The following is a 20,598-nucleotide window of genomic DNA, read 5'->3' as shown; positions in this document are numbered from 1 at the left end:
TAATCCTGTGGAGTAGAACATGAGCGATAAAATTGTTCACCTGAGCGACAGTGGCTTCGAGGCTGACGTGCTGAAGGCTGAAGGCCCGATCCTGGTTGATTTCTGGGCTGAATGGTGCGGTCCGTGCAAGATGATTGCTCCGATCCTGGACGAAATCGCAGCCGAGTATGCAGGGAAGCTGACCATTGCTAAGCTGAATATCGACGAAAACCCGGCTACTGCGCCGAAGTACGGTATCCGTGGTATTCCGACGCTGCTGCTGTTCAAGAACGGCGCGGTTGCGGCCACCAAAGTGGGCGCGCTGTCCAAGACTCAGTTGAAAGAGTTTCTGGATGCCAACCTGTAAGGTTGCCCGCCATTTGTGACGGCGTCCGGCGGTTAACGGATTCTTGCTGTTGACCGCTAGACGTCCGCTCATAAGCGTGTTAAGTTTAACCAAGCTGCCTAAGTCAGTGCTTACCTGTAGTTTGAATCATCTGGTTTGAGTCAAAAGTTAGAATCTAAGTTTTACTCTGTTTGAAACCTCTGTATCGCCAGCGTTCTTCCTGTTGTATGTGGCTTTGTCACCGGGATGAAGCATGGATCAGCAAGTTAAAACATAGGTTTTAAATCGTTAACGCCTCTTTCGTCCCATCAGCGAGAATCGTCCGCTGGATCTGTCGCACCGCTAGCAGCATGGGCGCACAGGGGAAGGAAAGTTCGCAAACAGGCATGGATGACCCCGTCATACCATTCACTATACAGTTCGAGATATACCCCGAGTTTAAAGAACCCACCACTATGAATCTTACCGAATTAAAGAATACGCCGGTTTCTGAGTTGATTACGCTTGGCGAGAGCATGGGGCTGGAAAATCTGGCGCGCATGCGTAAGCAGGATATTATTTTTGCCATCCTTAAGCAGCATGCGAAAAGCGGCGAAGATATTTTTGGCGATGGCGTGCTAGAGATCCTGCAGGACGGTTTTGGATTCCTGCGCTCCGCAGACAGCTCCTACCTTGCCGGTCCCGATGATATCTACGTTTCTCCCAGCCAAATCCGCCGTTTTAACCTGCGTACCGGTGATACCATTTCCGGCAAAATTCGTCCGCCGAAAGAGGGTGAGCGCTACTTTGCCCTGCTGAAGGTTAACGAAGTTAACTATGACAAGCCGGAAAATGCCCGCAGCAAGATCCTGTTTGAAAACCTGACGCCGCTGCATGCCAATTCGCGTCTGCGCATGGAGCGTGGCAACGGTTCTACGGAAGACTTGACCGCGCGCGTGCTGGATCTGGCCTCGCCGATTGGCCGCGGTCAACGCGGTCTGATCGTCGCTCCGCCGAAGGCCGGTAAGACGATGCTGCTGCAGAACATCGCCCAGAGCATCGCCTATAACCATCCTGACTGCGTGCTGATGGTGCTGCTGATCGATGAGCGTCCGGAAGAGGTGACGGAGATGCAGCGTCTGGTGAAGGGTGAGGTGGTTGCCTCGACCTTTGATGAGCCGGCGTCGCGCCATGTTCAGGTCGCTGAAATGGTGATCGAAAAGGCCAAGCGTCTGGTTGAACACAAGAAAGACGTGATCATCCTGCTGGACTCCATCACCCGTCTGGCTCGCGCCTATAACACCGTGGTGCCGGCCTCCGGTAAAGTGTTGACCGGCGGCGTGGACGCCAACGCCCTGCACCGTCCGAAGCGCTTCTTCGGCGCGGCGCGTAACGTGGAGGAGGGCGGCAGCCTGACCATCATCGCGACGGCGCTGATCGATACCGGCTCTAAGATGGATGAGGTTATCTACGAAGAGTTTAAGGGCACCGGTAACATGGAGCTGCATCTGTCGCGTAAGATTGCTGAGAAGCGCGTCTTCCCCGCCATCGATTACAACCGCTCCGGTACCCGTAAAGAAGAGCTGCTCACCACGCCGGAGGAGCTGCAGAAGATGTGGATCCTGCGCAAGATTATTCACCCGATGGGTGAGATCGATGCGATGGAGTTCCTGATCAATAAGTTGGCAATGACCAAAACTAACGATGAGTTCTTTGACATGATGAAACGCTCTTAATCATCGGCTCTGCCAACTCGGGAAAAACGACGCCACGTTAGCAATAACGTGGCGTTTTGCACTTTTAGCGGATACGATTAGACAAATATATTTTGCACTATATGTATAAAATTGGCGAATCGTCCAGATTATGCATATGTCGCTGACCGCGGGAGTCCAGGCGATGTCTTTTTATTGTTCTGGACTGCCGGGCCTATTTCGCCGATGTGTTGGTCTTGTTAAAGGGATATCGTCGCGTAACGTCATGGCGGCGATCAGACAGAGAGCAGTTAACCGTGAATTTACTCACTCTGAGTAGCAAATTTTTCCTTATCTTCCTTTTCTCTATGGCATTTTTACTGGTCGCCCGCCGGGTAGCCAAGAAGATAGGTCTGGTGGATAAGCCCAATTACCGTAAGCGGCATCAGGGGCTGATCCCGCTGGTCGGCGGTATCTCGGTGTACGCGGGGATCTGCTTTACTTTCCTGTTTTTTAAACCCTACATTCCCCACGCCACCCTGTATCTGATCTGTGCCGGGATCCTGGTGCTGGTCGGTGCGCTGGATGATCGCTTCGATATCAGCGTAAAGTTCCGCGCCACGGTGCAGGCGCTGATCGCCATCGCCATGATGGTCGCAGGCGGCCTATACCTGCGCAGCCTGGGGTTTGTCTTAGGGCCCTGGGAGCTGATTTTAGGCCCCTTCGGTTATCTGGTGACGCTGTTTGCAGTATGGGCGGCGATCAACGCCTTTAATATGGTGGACGGTATCGACGGCCTGCTCGGCGGTCTGTCCTGCGTCACCTTTGCCGCCATGGGGATCCTGCTGCAGTGGGACGGCCAGCCGGATTTGGCGCTGTGGTGCTTTGCGATTATCGCGGCGACGCTTCCCTACATTCTGCTGAATCTGGGCGTGGTTGGGCCGCGTTTCAAGGTCTTTATGGGCGACGCCGGAAGTACCCTGATCGGCTTTACCGTTATCTGGATTTTGCTGGAGAGCACCCAGGGGCGCGGGCATCCGATGAACCCGGTGACGGCGCTGTGGGTTATCGCGATACCGCTGATGGATATGATCGCTATTATGTATCGGCGTCTGCGCAAAGGGATGAGCCCCTTTTCACCAGACCGCCAGCATATTCATCACCTGATTATGCGCGCTGGCTTTACCTCCCGCCAGGCGTTTGTCCTGATTACGCTGGCGGCGGCGCTGCTGGCGGCGATCGGGGTTCTGGGTGAGATCTGGCTGCCCGAATATGTCATGATGGCACTGTTCTTGCTTGCTTTTGCCCTCTATGGTTACTGTATCAAGCGCGCGTGGCGCGTGGCGCGTATGGTGAAGCGCTTTAAGCGCCGTCTGCGCCGTAAATCGGCAGGCATGCATGTCTAACGGCCCTAGTCGGCCATAAAGGGAAAACCGATGGTGAGTCAAAATCCGATGCCCGTGGAGAATGAGCTGGATGTCCGAGGGCTGTGTCGAACGCTGTGGCGCGGTAAGTCCTGGATCGTTGGCACGGCGGTGTTGTTTGCGGCGCTGGCGCTGGGTGTCTCTCTGCTGATGCCGCAGAAGTGGAGCGCGGCGGCGATCACCGCGAGCCCGGGCGTTAACAGCCTGGGCGGCTACTACTCTCAGCAGCAGTTTTTACGCAATCTTGCGCAGCTAAGCGCGCCCAGCGGCGCGGCGGCGCAGGGCAGCATCGCCGATGAGGCCTACGCTGAGTTCACGACACAGCTGGCCTCCTATGACACGCGGCGCGAGTTTTGGCTGCATAGCCCCTATTATCAGCGTCATAAAGAGGGGAGCGCGCAGGCGGATGCGGCGCTGCTGGATGAGCTGATTAATCAGATCGTCTTTACGCCGGGGGACGCGGCGAAGCACAGCGATGACAGCATTCGTCTTACCGCCGACGGCGCCGCGCAGGCTAACCAGCTGCTGCGCCAGTACGTTGCCTTTGCCGCCCATCGCGCCAGCGCCAATCTGAATGCCTCTCTGCAGGGGGCCTGGGCGGCCCGTAGTATCTTTCTGAAGGCGCAGGTAAAGCGTCAGGAGGCGGTGGCGCAGGCGATCTATCAGCGTGAGCTAAACGGCCTGGAGCAGGGGCTGAAGATCGCCGCGCAGCAGGGGATCACCCGCAGCATGGCGACGACGGCGCAGGCCGAGGTGCCCGATGCCGAGCTGTTTATGCTAGGACAGCCGATGCTGCGCGCGCGTCTGGAGGCCCTGCGCGCCGTTGGGCCATCCTATGACATTGACTATGACCGGAATCGGGCGATGCTCACGACCCTGAGCGTCGGGCCGGTTTTGGACGCGGCGTTTCAGCCTTATCGCTATCTGCGCACGCCGGAGGAGCCGGTGAAGCGTGATAGCCCGCGCCGGCTCTTTATGATGGTGATGTGGGGCGCCATTGGCGCGCTGGTCGGCGCCGGTATTGCGCTTTCCCGCCGCGCACGGATCTGAGCGCCTGCGTTAGCGCTTAACAGGGAATTGGCCGGTCCGGCCAGCGGGCGGGGATCGGCGGTAACAAAAGAAGAATGATACAGTGAAAGTGTTAACCGTCTTTGGCACGCGTCCTGAAGCGATCAAAATGGCCCCTTTAGTGCATGCGCTGGCCGCAGACGCCGCATTTGATGCTCGCGTCTGCGTCACCGCCCAGCACCGGGAGATGTTGGATCAGGTGCTGGGGCTGTTTCAAATCGTGCCCGATTACGATCTGAACATTATGCGTCCGGGACAGGATCTGAGCGATATTACCTGCCGGATCCTGGAGGGGCTCAAGCCCGTCTTGGCCGAGTTCCGACCCGATGTGGTACTGGTTCACGGCGATACCACCACCACGCTGGCGGCCAGTCTGGCGGCATTTTACCAGCGAATTCCGGTCGGGCACGTGGAGGCGGGGTTGCGCACCGGCGATCTCTATTCGCCTTGGCCCGAGGAGGCCAACCGTACGCTGACCGGACACCTGGCCAGCCTCCATTTTGCGCCGACCCTCACGGCGCGCGCCAATCTTCTACGCGAAGGCATTGGTGAACAGACGATCCACCTGACCGGCAATAGCGTGGTTGATGCCCTGCTGTGGGTGCGAGACAGGATCTGCGCCGATGCGGCATTGCAGACCCGTCTGGCCGCGTCCTATCCGTTTTTGGCTGCAGATAAGCCGCTGCTGCTGGTGACCGGTCATCGGCGCGAGAGCTTCGGCGGCGGCTTTGAGCGTATCTGCGGTGCGCTGGCGCAGATTGCGCGCAGCCACCCGCAGGTACAGATCGTTTATCCGGTACACTTGAACCCTAACGTCAGCGAGCCGGTTAACCGCATCCTGCACGACATCGAGAATGTCTTTTTGATCCCGCCGCAGGACTACCTGCCGTTTGTCTATTTGATGGGGCGAGCCCAGCTGATTTTGACTGATTCGGGGGGGATCCAGGAGGAGGCGCCCTCTCTAGGCAAGCCGGTGCTGGTGATGCGGGAGACCACTGAGCGGCCGGAGGCGGTACAGGCCGGAACCGTGCGTCTGGTGGGGACGGATACGGCGACGATTGTCGCGCAGGTGAGTCTGCTGCTGGAGGATGAGCAGCAGTACCGGGCGATGAGCCATGCTACTAACCCCTATGGTGACGGGCATGCCTGTCAGCGTATTTTAAGCGCATTAAAAAATTATCGGGCAACACTATGAGTTTTGACACTATTTCCGTTATTGGGCTGGGTTATATCGGTTTGCCGACGGCCGTGGCGTTTGCCGGGTGCCGTAAGCAGGTGATCGGGGTTGACGTCAGTCAACATGCGGTCGAGACCATCAACCGCGGTGAAATTCACATCGTTGAGCCAGATCTGGATCGGGCGGTGAAGCGCGCCGTTGAGGGGGGCTTTCTGCGTGCGGTGATGCGACCCGAGCCGGCCGACGCCTTTTTGATCGCGGTTCCCACGCCCTTCAAGGGCGAGCATGAGCCCGATTTAACCTATGTCGAAGCGGCGGCGCGCTCCATTGCGCCGGTGCTGAAGAAAGGGGATCTGGTGATCCTCGAGTCGACCTCTCCGGTCGGTGCCACGGAGCAGATGTGCGCCTGGCTGGCCGAGTGCCGGGCGGATCTGCGTTTCCCCCATCAGGGCGGCGAGCAGGCGGATATCCGCGTCGCCTATTGCCCAGAGCGGGTACTGCCGGGGAAAATCATGGTGGAGCTGCTGCGCAACGATCGGGTGATCGGCGGCATGACGCCAGCCTGTTCGGCTCAGGCCAGCGCGCTGTACCGGCTGTTTCTGGAGGGGGAGTGCGTGGAGACCAACGCCCGCACCGCCGAAATGTGTAAATTGACCGAAAACAGCTTCCGCGACGTGAACATTGCCTTTGCCAATGAGCTGTCCCTGATTTGCGATGCTCAGGGTATCGATGTTTGGCAGCTGATTGCGCTGGCTAACCGCCATCCACGCGTGAATATTCTGCAGCCGGGGCCGGGCGTCGGTGGGCACTGTATCGCGGTAGACCCTTGGTTTATCGTGGCGCAGAATCCGCAGCTGGCACGTTTGATCCATACGGCGCGCCTGGTGAATGACGGCAAGCCGCTGTGGGTCGTCGATCGGGTGAAAGCGGCGCTGGCCGACTGCTTGGCCGCGGAGGATAAACGGGCCTCCGAAGCGACCATTGCCTGCTTCGGCCTGGCTTTTAAGCCGGATATCGACGATCTGCGCGAGAGTCCGGCGATGGAGATCGCCGAGATGGTCGCTCAGTGGCACAGTGGCACCACGCTGGTGGTTGAGCCCAACATTCACCAACTGCCTACCCGCCTGGCCGGTATGGCGCAGCTGACGGACTGCACTACGGCGCTGGCGCAGGCCGATGTCGTGGTGCTGCTGGTCGATCATCAGCCGTTCCGGGTGCTGGCGCCTCAGACGGTGACCCAGCGCTTTGTGGTGGACACCAAGGGGGTATGGCGGTGAGACGCATTTTGGTCACCGGCGGCGCCGGCTTTATCGGCTCGGCCGTTGTGCGGCATATCATCATGGATACGACCGACAGCGTGGTGGTGGTCGACAAGCTGACCTACGCCGGTAATCTGGCCTCGCTAGCGCCGGTGGTGGACAGCGATCGCTATGCGTTTGAGCGGGCGGATATCGGCGACCGCGCGGCGATGGATCGGATCCTTACCCAGTACCGGCCGGATGCCATTATGCATCTAGCGGCCGAGAGCCACGTCGATCGCTCTATCGACGGCCCGGCGGATTTTATTCAGACCAACATCGTGGGCACCTATACCCTGCTGGAGGCGACGCGTGGATACTGGAGCGCGTTGCCGGCGGCGCAGCGGGCGGCATTCCGTTTCCATCATATTTCTACCGACGAGGTGTATGGGGATCTGCACGGTCCGCAGGCGTTGTTCCGCGAAGATACGCCCTATGCGCCGAGCAGCCCCTACTCTGCCTCCAAGGCCGCCAGCGATCATCTGGTACGCGCCTGGCTGCGCACCTACGGACTGCCGACGCTGATCACCAACTGCTCGAATAACTATGGTCCCTACCACTTTCCGGAAAAACTGATCCCGCTGACCATCATCAATGCGCTGGCTGCTAAGCCGCTGCCGGTTTATGGCAACGGCCTGCAGGTGCGCGACTGGCTGTACGTCGAGGATCATGCCCGCGCGCTGTATCGGGTGCTGACGACCGGGCGAGTGGGGGAGACCTATAACATCGGCGGTCACAACGAACAGCGCAACATTGATGTGGTGACGACGCTGTGCGCATTGCTGCAGGAGATGGTGCCGGAAAAACCCGTCGGCGTGCGCCATTTTGCCGATCTGATCACCTATGTGGCGGATCGCCCAGGTCATGATGTGCGCTATGCGATCGACGCCGCCAAGATCGAGCGAGAGCTGGGCTGGCGGCCACAGGAGACCTTTGAGAGCGGTATCCGCAAGACGGTCGCCTGGTACCTGGCCAATGAGCGCTGGTGGCGCGCCGTGATGGATGGCTCCTATGCCGGTGAACGGTTGGGGCTGGCCTGACGCGTTCACGTACGCGAAGATAAGGATGACCGATGAAAGGTATTATTTTGGCGGGGGGATCGGGCACCCGCCTGTATCCCATAACCCGCGGCGTCTCCAAACAGCTGCTGCCGATCTACGACAAGCCGATGATCTATTATCCGCTGTCGGTATTGATGCTGGCCGGGATCCGCGACATTCTGCTGATCAGCACCCCGCAGGATCTGCCGGCGTTTCAGCGGCTGTTGGGTGATGGCGGCGATATCGGCGTCCGCTTGCAGTACGCCGAGCAGCCGCGTCCAGAGGGGCTGGCCCAGGCGTTTTTAATCGGAGAGTCGTTCCTTGACGGCGATAGCTGTTGCCTGGTCCTTGGGGACAATATCTTTTTTGGCCAAGGGTTTAGCCCCAAGCTGCGTCAGGTGGCGCAGCGCGAGGGCGGGGCGACGGTATTCGGCTATCAGGTGATGGACCCCGAGCGTTTTGGGGTGGTTGAGTTCGATGACGACTTCCGTGCCCTCTCCATCGAGGAGAAGCCCCTGCGGCCGCGCTCGAACTGGGCGGTGACCGGGCTCTATTTCTATGATGCTCAGGTGGTGGACTTTGCCCGCAGGGTTACTCCCTCCGTTCGCGGCGAGCTGGAGATCACCAGTATTAACCAGATGTATCTGCAGCGTGGTGAGCTCAACGTAGAGCTGCTGGGGCGGGGGTTCGCCTGGCTCGATACCGGTACCCATGACAGCCTGCTGGAGGCCAGCGCCTTTGTGCAGACGGTGGAGAAGCGACAGGGCTTTAAGATTGCCTGCCTGGAGGAGATTGCCTGGCGCAACGGTTGGCTGGATGACCGCGGCGTAGCGCGCGCCGCGGCATCGCTGGACAAGACCGCCTATGGCGCCTATCTGCGGGAGTTACTGCATGTCCGTCCACGCCAGTATTGAGCCGCTGGCGTGGGAGAGCGCCTTTTTTGCCCTGCGCAGCGGGCGGTTGATGTTTGACGATCGGGCTCCTCCGCTGCTGGCGTCGGCGTGCGATGCCTATCAGCTGCTGCAGGCGAAGGTGGACGCTCGCGATCTGGCGCACTGTGATGCCCTGCAGGCGCTGGGGTTCCGTCTGGCGGAGGGGGAGGCCGACTTTATCCTACCCGTATCGTCCGCGCCGGCATCCGGTAGCCAGCGTCAGGCGCAGGCGCAGGATTGCCCGTGGCTGCGCACCCTGGCGCGCGATGCCTTTGCGCTGAGCCGTTTTCGAGCCCCTTGGTATCGCGACGGGGACAGCGCGCGTTTCTATGCCGAATGGGTCGAGAAGGCCGTCTATGGCACGTTCGATCACGCTTGCCTGCTGGCGCTGGATAATGAGGGCAATCCTCAGGGATTTGTCACACTGCGGCGACAGGTGGACGGCAGCGCCCGGATTGGGCTACTGGCGGTGGACGGCGCATCGTTCCGCTGCGGCGTGGGGCGGCGCCTGGTCACGCAGGCGCAGGCGTGGTGTCACGCACAGCATCTGTCTCGGCTGCACGTGGCAACCCAGATAGGTAATCTGGCGGCGCAACGTTTGTATCTTGGTTGCGGTGCGCAGCTGGCTGCTACCGCTTATTGGCTATACCGATAACGTTATCTCGATCGAGGTGAACACAATGATCCCATTTAATGCGCCCCCGGTCACCGGCAACGAGTCCGACTATATGCAGGCGGCGATGGCCAGTGGCAAGCTGTGCGGCGACGGCGGCTTCACCCGCCGCTGCCAGCAGTGGATGGAACAGCGCTTCGGCAGCGCCAAAGTCCTGTTGACCCCCTCCTGTACGGCGTCGCTGGAGATGGCGGCCCTGCTGCTGGATATTCAGCCCGGCGACGAAGTGATCATGCCGAGCTTTACCTTTGTCTCGACGGCTAACGCCTTCGCGCTGCGCGGCGCCCGGATTGTCTTTGTCGATGTACGTCCCGATACGATGAATATTGATGAGACGCTGATCGAGGCGGCGATCACGGAGAAAACCCGCGCCATCGTACCGGTGCACTATGCCGGCGTCGCCTGCGAGATGGATACCATCATGGCGCTGGCGCAGCAGTACGGCCTCTATGTGGTCGAAGATGCCGCGCAGGGGGTGATGTCGACCTACAAAGGGCGGGCGCTGGGCACTATCGGCCACATCGGCTGCTACAGCTTTCACGAAACCAAGAATTACACCGCCGGCGGCGAGGGCGGCGCGACGCTGATAAACGATGCGGCACTGATCGAGCGGGCGGAGATCATCCGTGAAAAGGGCACCAACCGCAGCCAGTTTTTCCGCGGGCAGGTGGATAAATATACCTGGCGTGATATCGGCTCCAGCTACCTGATGTCCGATCTGCAGGCCGCCTATCTGTGGGCGCAGCTGGAGGTGGCCGATCGCATCAATCAGCGGCGCCTGCAGCTGTGGCGGCAGTACCACGAGGCGTTGGCGCCGCTGGTCGAGGCCGGGCGCCTCGCGCTGCCGACCACGCCGGTACACTGCGGGCACAACGCGCATATGTTTTATCTCAAGCTACGCGATATGCGCGAACGCAGCGCCTTTATCGACTTTCTCAAAGAGGCGGAGATTATGGCGGTATTCCACTATATCCCGCTGCACTGCAGCCCGGCAGGGGCGCGCTTTGGCCGCTTCGTCGGAGAGGATCGCTACACCACGCGTGAGAGCGAGCGTCTGGTACGCCTTCCGCTGTTTTATAATTTGCCGGACGTAAACCAACGGACGGTGATTAACAGCATTCAGAGTTTCTTCCACTGATGTCCCTGGCGCGGGCATCGTTGTGGACCGCCGGTTCGACCCTGATCAAGATCGGTGCCGGACTGGTGGTGGTCAAGCTGCTGGCCGTGGCGTTCGGCCCCGTCGGCGTGGGGCAGGCGGCCAACTTTCGTCAGGTGATCACCGTCCTGGGGGTGCTGTCGGGCGCCGGGATTTTCAACGGTATAACCAAGTATGTCGCAGAGTATCGCCAGCAGCCGCAGCGGCTACGGGCGCTGCTGGGCACCGCATCGACGATGATCCTGGGGTTCTCCCTGCTGCTGGCGCTGATCTTTACCCTAGGGGCCGCGCCGATCAGCGTGGTGCTGTTTGGCCACGATCGCTATCAGGCGGTGATCCGCCTGGTGGCGTTGCTGCAAATGGGCATTGCCTGCGCTAACTACTGCCTGGCGGTGATCAAGGGGTATCGCGACGCCCGCGGCAACGCGCTGGCGGTTTCGCTCGGTAGCCTGCTGGGCGTGGCGGCCTATACTCTGAGCTATTTTTTGGGCGGCTACCGCGGTGCGCTGGCCGGGCTGGCGCTGGTGCCGGCGGCCGCCACACTGCCGGCCCTGTGGGTGCTTTGGCGTCAGCGTCATATCCCGTGGCACTATTTTCATCCGTCCTGGGATCGGCCGCTGGCCGCTAGCCTGGGGAAGTTTACCCTGATGGCGGTGATGACCGCGGTGACGATGCCGGTTGCCTATGTCATGATGCGTAATCAGCTGGCGGCGCTGGATGGCTGGGAGGCCGTCGGGATCTGGCAAGGGGTGAGCGGCATCTCCGACGCCTACCTGCAGTTTATTACCGCCTCGTTCAGCGTTTATCTGCTGCCGACCCTGGCCGGGTTGCACAGCCGTCAGGCGGTTGGGCAGGAGATCCTGCGCGCGCTGCGCTTTGTTTTGCCCGCGGTGGCGGCCGTCAGCTTTACGGTCTGGCTGCTGCGCGATCTGGTGATTTGGCTACTGCTGTCGGGGAAATTCAGCGCCATGCGCGACCTGTTTGCCTGGCAGCTGACGGGGGATGTGTTTAAGGTGGGCGCCTATGTCTTCGGCTACCTGGTGATCGCCAAAGCCTCGCTGCGCTTTTACCTGCTGTGCGAAATAAGCCAGTTTATCCTGCTGACCCTGCTGTCGCGTATTCTGATCCCGCTGCACGGTGCCTTGGGCGCCGCTCAGGCCTATATGGCAACCTATATTATTTATTTCCTGCTGTGTGGCAGCGTATTTTGGATTTATCGTAACCGCGCATGACGACACTGATTCACGTACTGGGAGCGGATATCCCGCACCATAATCTGACGCTGCTGCGTTTCTTTGACGGCGTGCTGTCGCAGCGCGCCGCGACAGCGCCGCGCCGGCGTTTTATGGTGGTGGCGCGCGACGCCGCCCCGTTCGCCGACCTGACCAGGCTGGATATCGAGGTTTGGCCAGACAAGCGCGCGCTGGCGCGGGCGCTGCTGGCTCGCGCCAGCGCGGATCGTGCTCTGCGCTTCTTCCTGCACGGTCAGTTTAATCCTTGGCTATGGCTGGCGTTGCTGTGCGGGCGTCTGCGGCCGCAGCAGGTGCTGTGGCACGTGTGGGGGGCCGATCTGTATGAGGAGGCCCGCGGCTGGAAATACCGGCTGTACTACGGCCTGCGCCGCCGGGCTCAGGGGCGGGTGGGGCACGTCTTCGCCACGCTGGGCGATCTGGACTATTATCGGCGGCGCCATCCGCGGGTGGCGACGTCGACGCTCTATTTCCCGACGCGGATGGATCCGGCGCTGACGTGCAATCAGCGGGCTAGAGCGACGTCGGAAGCGCTGACGGTGCTGGTGGGGAACTCCGGCGATCGCAGCAATCGCCATCTGGTGGCGCTGCAGCGACTGCACGATACCTTCGGTGCGCAGACGCGGGTCATCGTGCCGCTGGGCTATCCTGCCAACAACCAGGCCTATATCACGCAGGTACGCGAGCGAGCCGAGGGCCTGTTTGGCCATAATGCGACGCTGCTGACGCAGCAGGTTGCCTTTACCGACTATCTGGCGCTTCTGGCCCGCTGCGATCTGGGCTACTTTATCTTTGAACGTCAGCAGGGGATCGGCACGCTGTGTCTGCTGCTACAGCAGGGGATCCCCCTGGTATTGAGTCGGCAGAACCCCTTTTGGCGCGATATGGTCGATCAACAGCTGCCGGTGCTGTTTGACGATGACGCGCCGGATGACGCCGCGGTGCGGGCGGCGCAGCGTCAGCTGGCGCAGCGCGATCTGAGCCGGCTCGCCTTTTTCGACCCCAACTATACCGACGGCTGGCTGCAGGCGCTGGCGCTGGGAGAACGGCCATGACCCTGATGCAGTTTGCCGGTTTGGCGCTGGTGTACTTTTTCTCGCTGCTGTTTGTGGCGTTTCTGACCTACAAAGAGTTTCGCCGGGTTCGCTTTAATTTTAACGTATTCTTTTCACTGCTATTTTTACTGACATTCTATTTCGGCTTTCCGCTGACCTGTACGCTGGTGTTCCGCTTTGACGTGGCGACGGTGCCGGCGGAGGAGATGCTGTACGCCCTGCTGTCGGCCACGGCGTTTTACGCTATCTATTACGTCACCTACAAGACGCGGCTGCGTTCGGCAACGTCGGCGTCGAGCGGCGGCTCCGCCTGGCTGCAGCTCAACCGGGTGGAGGCGCAGCTGACCTGGATATTGCTGGCGCTGGTGGCGCTGGTGACCGTAACCATTTTCTTCCTCAACAACGGCTTTTTGCTGTTTAAGCTGCACTCCTATAGCCAGATCTTCTCCAGCGGCGTCTCCGGCGTGGCGCTAAAGCGCTTCTTTTACTTTTTTATTCCGGCGATGCTGGTGGTGTACTTTCTTCGTCAGACGCAGGCCGCCTGGCTTTTTTTTCTGGTCAGCACTGTGGTTTTTGGCCTGTTGACCTACGTCATCGTCGGCGGGACGCGCGCCAACATTATCATCGCCTTCGCGCTGTTCCTGTTTATCGGTATCCAGCGCGGCTGGATAACCCTGTGGATGCTGGCGCTGGCCGGCGTCGTCGGGGTCGTCGGCATGTTCTGGCTGGCCCTCAAGCGCTACGGCCTGGCGGTAAGCGGCGACGAGGCCTTCTACACCTTTCTCTATCTGACGCGCGACACCTTCTCGCCCTGGGAGAATCTGGCGCTGCTGCTGCAGCACTATACCCAGATAGATTTTCAGGGACTGGCGCCGATCGCCCGCGATTTCTACGTCTTTATCCCCGGCTGGATGTGGCCGGATCGGCCGCATCTGGTGCTGAATAGCGCCAACTATTTTACCTGGCAGGTGCTCGATAACCATTCGGGGCTGGCCATCTCCCCCACCCTGATTGGCTCATTGGTGGTGATGGGCGGCGCGGCGTTTATTCCGCTGGGGGCGATCGCCGTGGGGCTGATTATCAAGTGGTTCGACTGGCTGTATACCCGAGGATGCTTGGCGTCAAACCGCTACCGGGGCGCGGTGATCCAGGCGTTTTGCTTCGGGGCGGTGTTTAATATGATCGTACTGGCGCGCGAGGGGCTTGACGCCTTTGTCTCGCGCGTGGTGTTTTTCTGTATTATTTTCGGCTGCTGTCTGCTGCTGGCAAAGCTGCTGTACTGGCTGTTTGATGCGGCGGGGCTGATCCGCGCGCGCGCGGCCATCGCGGCGTCTTCTGTCGGGGAGGGATCGCCGGCCCGCAAGGATAGAAACGATGGAGAGTAACGGGTCAATTCCACATTATGCGATTCGCGGTATCGATATCTGGGGCTTTCGCGACAGCGATCAGTTTCTGCGCCATCTGCTGACGGAGACGGCGGTACGTCCAGGCACGCTGGTCGCGATTAACGCCGAAAAGGTGATGACGGCGGAGGATGACGCTGCGCTGCGGGCGCTGATCGCGGCGGCGGAGTATAAATATGCCGATGGCATCAGCATCGTGCGCGCCATTCGGCGTAAATACCCCGGAGCACAGGTCAGCCGCATCGCCGGTGCCGATCTGTGGGAGGCGCTGATGCAGCGCGCCGGTGAGCTGGGCATTCCGGTGTTTTTGGTCGGAGGCCAGCCCGACGTCCTGGCGCAGACCGAGGCGGCGTTGCGCCGCCGATGGGGGGTCAATGTCGTCGGCGCCCAGGATGGCTATTTCTCCCCAGAACAACGCGATGCGCTGTTTGAGCGGATTCGCGCCAGCGGGGCGCAGATCGTGACGGTTGCGATGGGCTCACCGCGCCAGGAGATCCTGATGCGCGACTGTCGGGCTTACTATCCCCAGGCGCTGTATATGGGGGTTGGCGGCACCTATGACGTCTTTACCGGGCGGGTTCGTCGCGCGCCGCTTCTGTGGCGGCGCTTTGGTCTGGAGTGGCTGTATCGCCTGCTGTCCCAGCCGACGCGCTGGCGCCGCCAGGTTAAGCTGCTGCGTTTCGTGACCTACTACTACGCGAGGAAGCTATAGCGCGCTGTCGCCTCGCGCAGGCCGTGTCGCCGGGCGCGCACGGTGGTTTTGCGTCCGGGAGCGTGTGCTTTTACAGCAGAGTGCGCAAAGTGTAGCCAAACGCGATATTTCTGCAAAAAAGCGCTGGACAGCATGGCCTTAAGCCCGTAGTATCCACCCCCGCAACGGCGCTGAGCGCCCGTAGCTCAGCTGGATAGAGCGCTGCCCTCCGGAGGCAGAGGTCTCAGGTTCGAATCCTGTCGGGCGCGCCATATTGCTTAAGGCGCAAGAGCTGCGGTGGTATCATTACCGCGTTAAGAAGTACATTGGTGGCTATAGCTCAGTTGGTAGAGCCCTGGATTGTGATTCCAGTTGTCGTGGGTTCGAGTCCCATTAGCCACCCCAGATTCAAGTGGCATGCGAAGGTGGCGGAATTGGTAGACGCGCTAGCTTCAGGTGTTAGTGTCTTAACGGACGTGAGGGTTCAAGTCCCTCTCTTCGCACCACACCCCTACTGGGACTAAATGAATCGGCGAGTAGCGCAGCTTGGTAGCGCAACTGGTTTGGGACCAGTGGGTCGGAGGTTCGAATCCTCTCTCGCCGACCACCCCATCTCCTCGCATCGCGAGGTTTTTTTGTCTCTGCGTTTCCGCTAACTCCACCAGGTTCCCTGGCGCGTTACTTTTCTCTCATTCCCGTTTTTCCCGTTCGCAGTTTATTGCGACAGATCGGCAACCTCATCCCTCACCCGTCTCTTTTTTACGACGGCGCCCGGGCGATGTGTCGCCATAAAGAGACGTTTAGTAGCATGTTTTAAAACAATAAAAAATAAAATGCCGCATTAGCGTCTCCGAAAGACGACATCTCGGCGCCGTGTGCCCGCGACATGGGCGGTGGGCCGCGGGTTTTAATATTGGCATGGTTTATGCAATACTTGCGCCGTAGATGCTCATTCGCCCCCTTATGTTTGCGTAAGCTTCATAAATCTGAGAATGATGCAGAGCCGACTTGTGGTGCCTATCGTCCGAATCGTGCTGTCCCTAGCGCCAGCATGTCACGGACACGTCGTTGAGTGAGGCACCGATCAGTTGTCTTAAGATCTGATTGTCCTTTTTCAACACTTGCCTGATGGCAGGTGTTTTTTTTTTGCCAAAAAAAGGCCCGCGGTGAGCGGGCCGGATGATAACGCTGGCGCTATCCTGAGCGTGGACTCGCCGAGGGGTCAGGCGGTCGGCTGATCCTGGTGCAGGGTTAGCAGCAGGCCGTCGCGCCGCATCTGTGCGGCCTCCTCCGGGCGGTGTAGCTTGTCCAGCGTATCGGCGAGCCAGGCGTAGTCATAGGCATCCGGGCGCTGCTTGAGCGCGGCGCGCAGCGCCTCTGCCGCCAGCTGCCACTCGCCGTGGCGCATGAGCAGCTGCCCCAGGGTGCTGTTGAGCAGCGCGCTGGCGCCATGCTGACGGATCTGCTGCTGCAGCAGCTTCTCCAGCTGTTCGGGATTACCGGACTTCAGTCGCGGCATCAGCTGCACCAGCCGCTCATCGAAGCGGCGCTTCAGCCCGTCGACGACGATTTGCTGAGCGGCACCGTGATCGTCACACTCTATCAAGTGTTCGGCCAAGGCGACCTGTAGCGCAGTTTCATGACGCGTTTTACGCCCCTGCGCTTTCCACCACTGTTTCAGCCCCTCGCTGCCGCCGTTGGCCATCGCCTGAACCATCAGGCCGATATAGGCCCGGATCTGCAGCTTCTCGATATCATCATCGCTGTGTAGTCCCTGCTTGGCCAACGCGGGCAGGATTTCCAGCAGCGGGCCGAAGGCATCGGTACGCAGGTAGGCCTGCTCTGCCAGACGCAGGACTTCGGGATGACGCGGCGCATAGTTGAGCAGGGCATCCACCCCATGGCGGGCAGCGTGGTTCTCCCCACGCGCCAGCTGCAGGCGTACGCGGGTGATATCGACCGGCAGCGGATCGCTGCCGGCGACCTCGGCGGCGCGCTCCAGATACTGGTTGGCGCGCAGCTCATCGCCGCGCTGCTGTGCGGCTTCGGCCGCCAGCAGATAGTTCACCAGCGGCTGATCGGCGTGATCGGCATTGCGCGCCAGCAGCTTTTCAACCTGGCCATAGTCGCCCTCCGTCAGCTTGAGCAATCCGGCGCGGGTCTGGCGGCGCGCGCGGGTGCGCTTACGTCCCATAAACCAGCCATGGGTACGGGCACCGGTGCGCAGCAGCCGCCGCAGCAGCCACTCCAGGGCAAACAGCACGAGCATCAGCAGGATCAGCATGATCACCAGCGAGGTTACGCTGGTCTCGATGTTGTAGCCGTCGGTCTGGATTAGCACATACCCCTGATGGCCGGCCAGCATCGGGCCGAGCACGATGCCGGCGATCAGAATGATAAACAGCAGCAGGACCTTGAGCATGGTCATTCCCCCTGCGTCGCGGGTGCAGCCGGCGCGGCGGTCAGCGCGTTGCTCCGGGCGTGCAGCAGTTTATCCAGCAGCGGCTGACTCTTTAGCGCATCGGGCAATATCATGCTGACGGACTGCTGGCTAAGGGCGTCAATCTGGTTTAAAAACGCCTTGGTGCTCGGATCGTTGACGTCAAAATAGGCGCGGACCCAGGCTGAGACGCTTTCCAGCGACTGCTGGTAGATTTGATTCTGGTGGCGCGGCACCGCCTGAGCGGCGATCAGCAGGCGAGAGCGGATATTCTCACGCAGGTATACGTCCTGACTGGGCGCCAGCAGGGGCTCGGCGCTGCTATCGCGGCGCCGGATGGTGATAAATTCAGAGATGAAGCTGTGCCAGCTTTTGGCCAGGTTTTGTCGCCACTGACTCAGCGAGGCGCTCAGCTCACCGTCGTCCTGATCCATCGGCGCTTCGTCGCCGTCATTATCCGCCAGCCGTAGATCGTCAACCTGATTGGCCAGCTGATTCAGCTGGAGGATGATGCCGTCAAAGTCGATCTGGTTGAGCGCGGAGAGGGTGGCGATGTCCTCAGTCAGCGCGCGGCGTACGCCCAGCAGGCTGGGGTCATCCAGGCCGGCCAGGGTGGCATCGGCGCTCTTCAGCAGGGCGAGGGCGGTGGTGACGTCCTGATCGCTCCACAGCTTGCGTTCAGCCAGCTTCACCATAAAATCGGCCTGCGCCAGCTTCCAGGTGTTGGCGTCATTGCCGGAGATCGCCGCGACCTTTTGCTCCAGCTCCTTGAGCTGCTGTGACTGGCTGGCCTGCAGCTGGGCGGCGACATCCAGCGCCTTCGCCTGTTTATTCAGCAACGCCTCCATCCGCAGCTTTTCCTGCGCCTGCGCGGTATGCAGCGCGCTGAGCTGTTCCTGCAGGTTTTGTTCGGTGGCCTGCTGCATCTGTGCCTGTTGATGCCCGTGGTAATAAAGACCGGCACCGAGGGCGATAACCAGTACGATGGCAATGGCGCCCAGCGCCGGGCCACCGGCGGCGGATTTTTTCACGATCTGCTTATCCTGTTTGTGAGCGCGCTCCAGCGGCTGTGTCTGCTCGGTAGCCGCTTCGGCGGCGGCCGCCTTGTCTGGCGGGGTAGTGGGTTCCGTCATCGTGGCATTATCCCATGGTCAGTTGATCTGTAGCGTACGCAATAGCGCATCATTGTTGGCGCTGTCCGCTACCCGGATCTCCTGCCATCCCAGATCCCGGGCGCGCTGTGCCAGACGTTCGCTGACGACGATCAGCCGGCAGCCGAGGAGCCAACGTCGCCGATCGTATTCAGGAACTAAATCATAGAGCTGTTGCAGCATTTCACCACTGGTCACTACCAGTGTCGAGACTTTCTGTTGCCGCCAGCGTGCGTAGAGCTCGTCAGCGGGGTGGGCGATGGCGACCCGGCGATAGCATTCGCATAGGGTGACCGATACGCCGCGCGCGCGCAGGGCATCGGCGATCAGGTCGCGTCCGCCGTTGCCGCGCAGGATCAGCGCCCGCTGGGCCCGCAGCTGCTGTATGGCGGGCAGCGCCAGAAGCGCCTCCGAGGTTTCCGGCGCCGGCGGAAAGATCACCGGCTGGTGACAGGCGGCCCGTAGCGACTGTGCAGTGCTGTGGCCGATAGCGGCGTAGCGCGGAGCCGTGGGCCACTCCCGACCGGCCTGCCGCAGCGCCTCTGTGGCGTGGAGAACGGCGTGGCGGGAGACGGCCAGCAGCAGATCGCCCCGCTGCAGCGCTGCCGTGGCCTCCGGCAGCTGCGCCAGCTGGCGGCCGGGGGCAATGCCGATCAGCGGCGTATGACACGCCGCCATCCCCAGCGCCCGCAGGCGATCGACCAGCTGTTCACCGGCGGGAGAAGGGCGAGTCACCAGAATACCCATGGCCGCTTACGCTTTCTGGCTGTAGACGGCATCGAGGATGGCACGCGCGCCGCGCGCCAGCAGCTCATCGGCTAGCGCGGTGCCCATCGCCTCCGCCTGCGCCAGCGGGCCGCGCCGTTCGCCGCGAATCATCAGCGAGCCGTCAGGCGCACCGACCAGCGCGCGTAGCCACAGCTGGTCGCCGTCGATTTCGGCATAGCTGCCAATAGGCACCTGGCAGCCGCCTTCTAGACGCGTGTTCATCGCCCGCTCGGCGCAGACGCGCAGCGCGGTATCGGCATGGTTGAGCGGTGTCAGCAGGCGGCGGGTGGCGCTGTCCGCCAACCGGCACTCGATACCGACGGCGCCCTGACCGACGGCGGGCAGCGACTGCTCCGGCGTCAGCGGCGTACGGATGCGATTTTCCAGCTGCAGACGCTTCAGACCGGCGGCGGCCAGGATAATGGCGTCATAGTCACCGGCATCCAGTTTAGCCAGGCGGGTGCCGACGTTGCCGCGCAGATCGCGGATCTGCAAATCCGGACGCGCCGCGCGCAGCTGACACTGGCGGCGCAGGCTGGAGGTGCCGACGACGCTGCCGGGCGGCAGCTGATCTAGCGAGGCAAAGCGCGGTGAGACAAAGGCATCGCGCGGATCTTCGCGCTGGCAGATGGTCGCCAGCCCCAGGCCGTCGGGGAAGGCGACCGGCACATCTTTCATGGAGTGCACGGCGATATCGGCCCGTCCCTCCAGCAGCGCCAGCTCCAGCTCTTTCACGAACAGCCCCTTGCCGCCGACTTTGGCCAGCGGGGTATCCAGCAAAACGTCGCCCCGGGTGACCATAGGCACCAGCGCTATCGTCAGCTGCGGCCAGTGGGCCAGCAGCTGATCCCGGACGTAGTGTGCCTGCCACAGTGCCAGCGGGCTCTGGCGCGTTGCGATACGCAGCGTGGGCTGCGTTGCCGTTGTCATTGATTGCATGTGAATATCCCTTATTTGCCTAGGCGTCATCCTACCATGTTGTTGCATGGGCATGCAGCGTACGCGCACGGAAGGTGAGTATAGAAGGGGGCGGGAAAATGCGTTGGAAAAGCCGGAAAGATCAATGATAAGAGG

Annotated in this window: 18 protein-coding genes and 4 tRNA genes; 18 read left to right on the top strand and 4 right to left on the bottom strand. The window is 60.9% G+C overall.

The genetic code is table 11. The features are described from left to right. Positions 1-19 precede the first annotated feature (19 nt). The 18 genes from trxA (at position 20) to QY76_RS02275 (ending at position 15,772) form a co-directional block, all read left to right on the top strand. Positions 20-346 carry a thioredoxin TrxA gene (gene trxA, locus QY76_RS02360; protein WP_012846980.1) on the top strand — a complete coding sequence of 109 codons (327 nt, stop codon included), beginning with the start codon at positions 20-22 and terminating at the stop codon, positions 344-346. Positions 347-780: 434 nt separating this feature from the next. Beyond that, positions 781-2,040 carry a transcription termination factor Rho gene (gene rho / locus QY76_RS02355; RefSeq protein WP_005297111.1) on the top strand — a complete coding sequence of 420 codons (1,260 nt, stop codon included), beginning with the start codon at positions 781-783 and terminating at the stop codon, positions 2,038-2,040. Between the two features lie 275 nt (positions 2,041-2,315). Further along, complete coding sequence (gene wecA / locus QY76_RS02350; protein ID WP_034164524.1) at positions 2,316-3,404, top strand: UDP-N-acetylglucosamine--undecaprenyl-phosphate N-acetylglucosaminephosphotransferase; 1,089 nt, start codon at positions 2,316-2,318, stop codon at positions 3,402-3,404. A 30-nt stretch (positions 3,405-3,434) separates the two neighbouring features. Then, entirely contained in the window at positions 3,435-4,472 is a 1,038-nt protein-coding gene (gene wzzE / locus QY76_RS02345; RefSeq protein WP_034164525.1) for an ECA polysaccharide chain length modulation protein, read from the top strand. A gap of 82 nt (positions 4,473-4,554) precedes the next feature. Continuing rightward, on the top strand, positions 4,555-5,685 hold the full coding sequence (gene wecB, locus QY76_RS02340; RefSeq protein ID WP_034164526.1) for a non-hydrolyzing UDP-N-acetylglucosamine 2-epimerase: 1,131 nt from the start codon (positions 4,555-4,557) through the stop codon (positions 5,683-5,685). Next, positions 5,682-6,944 carry a UDP-N-acetyl-D-mannosamine dehydrogenase gene (wecC, locus tag QY76_RS02335; RefSeq protein WP_045426502.1) on the top strand — a complete coding sequence of 421 codons (1,263 nt, stop codon included), beginning with the start codon at positions 5,682-5,684 and terminating at the stop codon, positions 6,942-6,944. Before wecB ends, wecC begins: the two co-directional genes overlap by 4 nt. After that, on the top strand, positions 6,941-8,005 hold the full coding sequence (gene rfbB / locus QY76_RS02330) for a dTDP-glucose 4,6-dehydratase (RefSeq protein WP_117026405.1): 1,065 nt from the start codon (positions 6,941-6,943) through the stop codon (positions 8,003-8,005). Before wecC ends, rfbB begins: the two co-directional genes overlap by 4 nt. A 32-nt stretch (positions 8,006-8,037) precedes the next feature. After that, the gene (gene rfbA, locus QY76_RS02325; RefSeq protein ID WP_034164529.1) at positions 8,038-8,919 is read left to right on the top strand and encodes a glucose-1-phosphate thymidylyltransferase RfbA; all 882 of its coding nucleotides are present in this window, start codon (positions 8,038-8,040) and stop codon (positions 8,917-8,919) included. Next, on the top strand, positions 8,897-9,592 hold the full coding sequence (gene rffC / locus QY76_RS02320; RefSeq protein WP_034164531.1) for a dTDP-4-amino-4,6-dideoxy-D-galactose acyltransferase: 696 nt from the start codon (positions 8,897-8,899) through the stop codon (positions 9,590-9,592). The genes rfbA and rffC overlap by 23 nt, the downstream gene beginning before the upstream one ends. Before the next feature lie 25 nt (positions 9,593-9,617). Continuing rightward, the gene (rffA, locus tag QY76_RS02315; protein ID WP_045426631.1) at positions 9,618-10,748 is read left to right on the top strand and encodes a dTDP-4-amino-4,6-dideoxygalactose transaminase; all 1,131 of its coding nucleotides are present in this window, start codon (positions 9,618-9,620) and stop codon (positions 10,746-10,748) included. After that, a complete protein-coding gene (gene wzxE / locus QY76_RS02310; RefSeq protein ID WP_034164533.1) occupies positions 10,748-11,998 on the top strand; it encodes a lipid III flippase WzxE in 1,251 nt (416 codons plus the stop codon). The genes rffA and wzxE overlap by 1 nt, the downstream gene beginning before the upstream one ends. After that, complete coding sequence (locus QY76_RS02305; protein ID WP_045426496.1) at positions 11,995-13,071, top strand: TDP-N-acetylfucosamine:lipid II N-acetylfucosaminyltransferase; 1,077 nt, start codon at positions 11,995-11,997, stop codon at positions 13,069-13,071. The genes wzxE and QY76_RS02305 overlap by 4 nt, the downstream gene beginning before the upstream one ends. Next, entirely contained in the window at positions 13,068-14,456 is a 1,389-nt protein-coding gene (gene wzyE / locus QY76_RS02300) for an ECA oligosaccharide polymerase (protein WP_034164535.1), read from the top strand. The genes QY76_RS02305 and wzyE overlap by 4 nt, the downstream gene beginning before the upstream one ends. Then, complete coding sequence (gene wecG / locus QY76_RS02295; protein ID WP_034164536.1) at positions 14,446-15,186, top strand: lipopolysaccharide N-acetylmannosaminouronosyltransferase; 741 nt, start codon at positions 14,446-14,448, stop codon at positions 15,184-15,186. Before wzyE ends, wecG begins: the two co-directional genes overlap by 11 nt. A gap of 174 nt (positions 15,187-15,360) precedes the next feature. Then, positions 15,361-15,437: transfer RNA gene (locus QY76_RS02290), tRNA-Arg, on the top strand. A 57-nt stretch (positions 15,438-15,494) separates the two neighbouring features. Then, positions 15,495-15,570, top strand: a tRNA-His gene (locus tag QY76_RS02285). Between the two features lie 14 nt (positions 15,571-15,584). After that, positions 15,585-15,671, top strand: a tRNA-Leu gene (locus tag QY76_RS02280). Between the two features lie 24 nt (positions 15,672-15,695). Continuing rightward, positions 15,696-15,772, top strand: a tRNA-Pro gene (locus tag QY76_RS02275). A gap of 615 nt (positions 15,773-16,387) precedes the next feature. On the opposite strand, the gene hemY is transcribed toward QY76_RS02275, so the two are convergent. From hemY to hemC, 4 genes are read right to left on the bottom strand one after another with little or no spacing between them, the layout of a single operon-like run. After that, positions 16,388-17,587 carry a protoheme IX biogenesis protein HemY gene (hemY, locus tag QY76_RS02270; protein WP_034164537.1) on the bottom strand — a complete coding sequence of 400 codons (1,200 nt, stop codon included), beginning with the start codon at positions 17,585-17,587 and terminating at the stop codon, positions 16,388-16,390. 2 nt (positions 17,588-17,589) lie between these two features. Continuing rightward, complete coding sequence (gene hemX / locus QY76_RS02265; RefSeq protein WP_045426492.1) at positions 17,590-18,738, bottom strand: uroporphyrinogen-III C-methyltransferase; 1,149 nt, start codon at positions 18,736-18,738, stop codon at positions 17,590-17,592. Positions 18,739-18,756: 18 nt separating this feature from the next. Beyond that, entirely contained in the window at positions 18,757-19,503 is a 747-nt protein-coding gene (hemD, locus tag QY76_RS02260) for a uroporphyrinogen-III synthase (protein ID WP_034164540.1), read from the bottom strand. Between the two features lie 6 nt (positions 19,504-19,509). After that, positions 19,510-20,463, bottom strand: coding sequence for a hydroxymethylbilane synthase (gene hemC, locus QY76_RS02255; protein ID WP_045426489.1), 954 nt, complete (start codon positions 20,461-20,463; stop codon positions 19,510-19,512). Between the last annotated feature and the right edge of the window lie 135 nt (positions 20,464-20,598).

This window comes from Edwardsiella sp. EA181011 (genome assembly GCF_000800725.1).
GTDB classification, from domain to species: Bacteria; Pseudomonadota; Gammaproteobacteria; order Enterobacterales; family Enterobacteriaceae; genus Edwardsiella; species Edwardsiella anguillarum.
Note: the sequence above shows the minus strand (reverse complement) of the source record. Positions and strands in the feature narration are given on the sequence as shown.

Coding starts and splice junctions, on each gene's coding strand:
- rho (WP_005297111.1), top strand. CDS start 781: ATGAATCTTACCGAATTAAAGAATACGCCGGTTTCTGAGTTGATTACG.
- rfbA (WP_034164529.1), top strand. CDS start 8,038: ATGAAAGGTATTATTTTGGCGGGGGGATCGGGCACCCGCCTGTATCCC.
- wzyE (WP_034164535.1), top strand. CDS start 13,068: ATGACCCTGATGCAGTTTGCCGGTTTGGCGCTGGTGTACTTTTTCTCG.
- hemY (WP_034164537.1), bottom strand. CDS start 17,587: ATGCTCAAGGTCCTGCTGCTGTTTATCATTCTGATCGCCGGCATCGTG.
- rffC (WP_034164531.1), top strand. CDS start 8,897: ATGTCCGTCCACGCCAGTATTGAGCCGCTGGCGTGGGAGAGCGCCTTT.
- rffA (WP_045426631.1), top strand. CDS start 9,618: ATGATCCCATTTAATGCGCCCCCGGTCACCGGCAACGAGTCCGACTAT.
- hemD (WP_034164540.1), bottom strand. CDS start 19,503: ATGGGTATTCTGGTGACTCGCCCTTCTCCCGCCGGTGAACAGCTGGTC.
- hemC (WP_045426489.1), bottom strand. CDS start 20,463: ATGCAATCAATGACAACGGCAACGCAGCCCACGCTGCGTATCGCAACG.
- wzxE (WP_034164533.1), top strand. CDS start 10,748: ATGTCCCTGGCGCGGGCATCGTTGTGGACCGCCGGTTCGACCCTGATC.
- QY76_RS02305 (WP_045426496.1), top strand. CDS start 11,995: ATGACGACACTGATTCACGTACTGGGAGCGGATATCCCGCACCATAAT.
- wecC (WP_045426502.1), top strand. CDS start 5,682: ATGAGTTTTGACACTATTTCCGTTATTGGGCTGGGTTATATCGGTTTG.
- trxA (WP_012846980.1), top strand. CDS start 20: ATGAGCGATAAAATTGTTCACCTGAGCGACAGTGGCTTCGAGGCTGAC.
- wecG (WP_034164536.1), top strand. CDS start 14,446: ATGGAGAGTAACGGGTCAATTCCACATTATGCGATTCGCGGTATCGAT.
- hemX (WP_045426492.1), bottom strand. CDS start 18,738: ATGACGGAACCCACTACCCCGCCAGACAAGGCGGCCGCCGCCGAAGCG.
- wzzE (WP_034164525.1), top strand. CDS start 3,435: ATGGTGAGTCAAAATCCGATGCCCGTGGAGAATGAGCTGGATGTCCGA.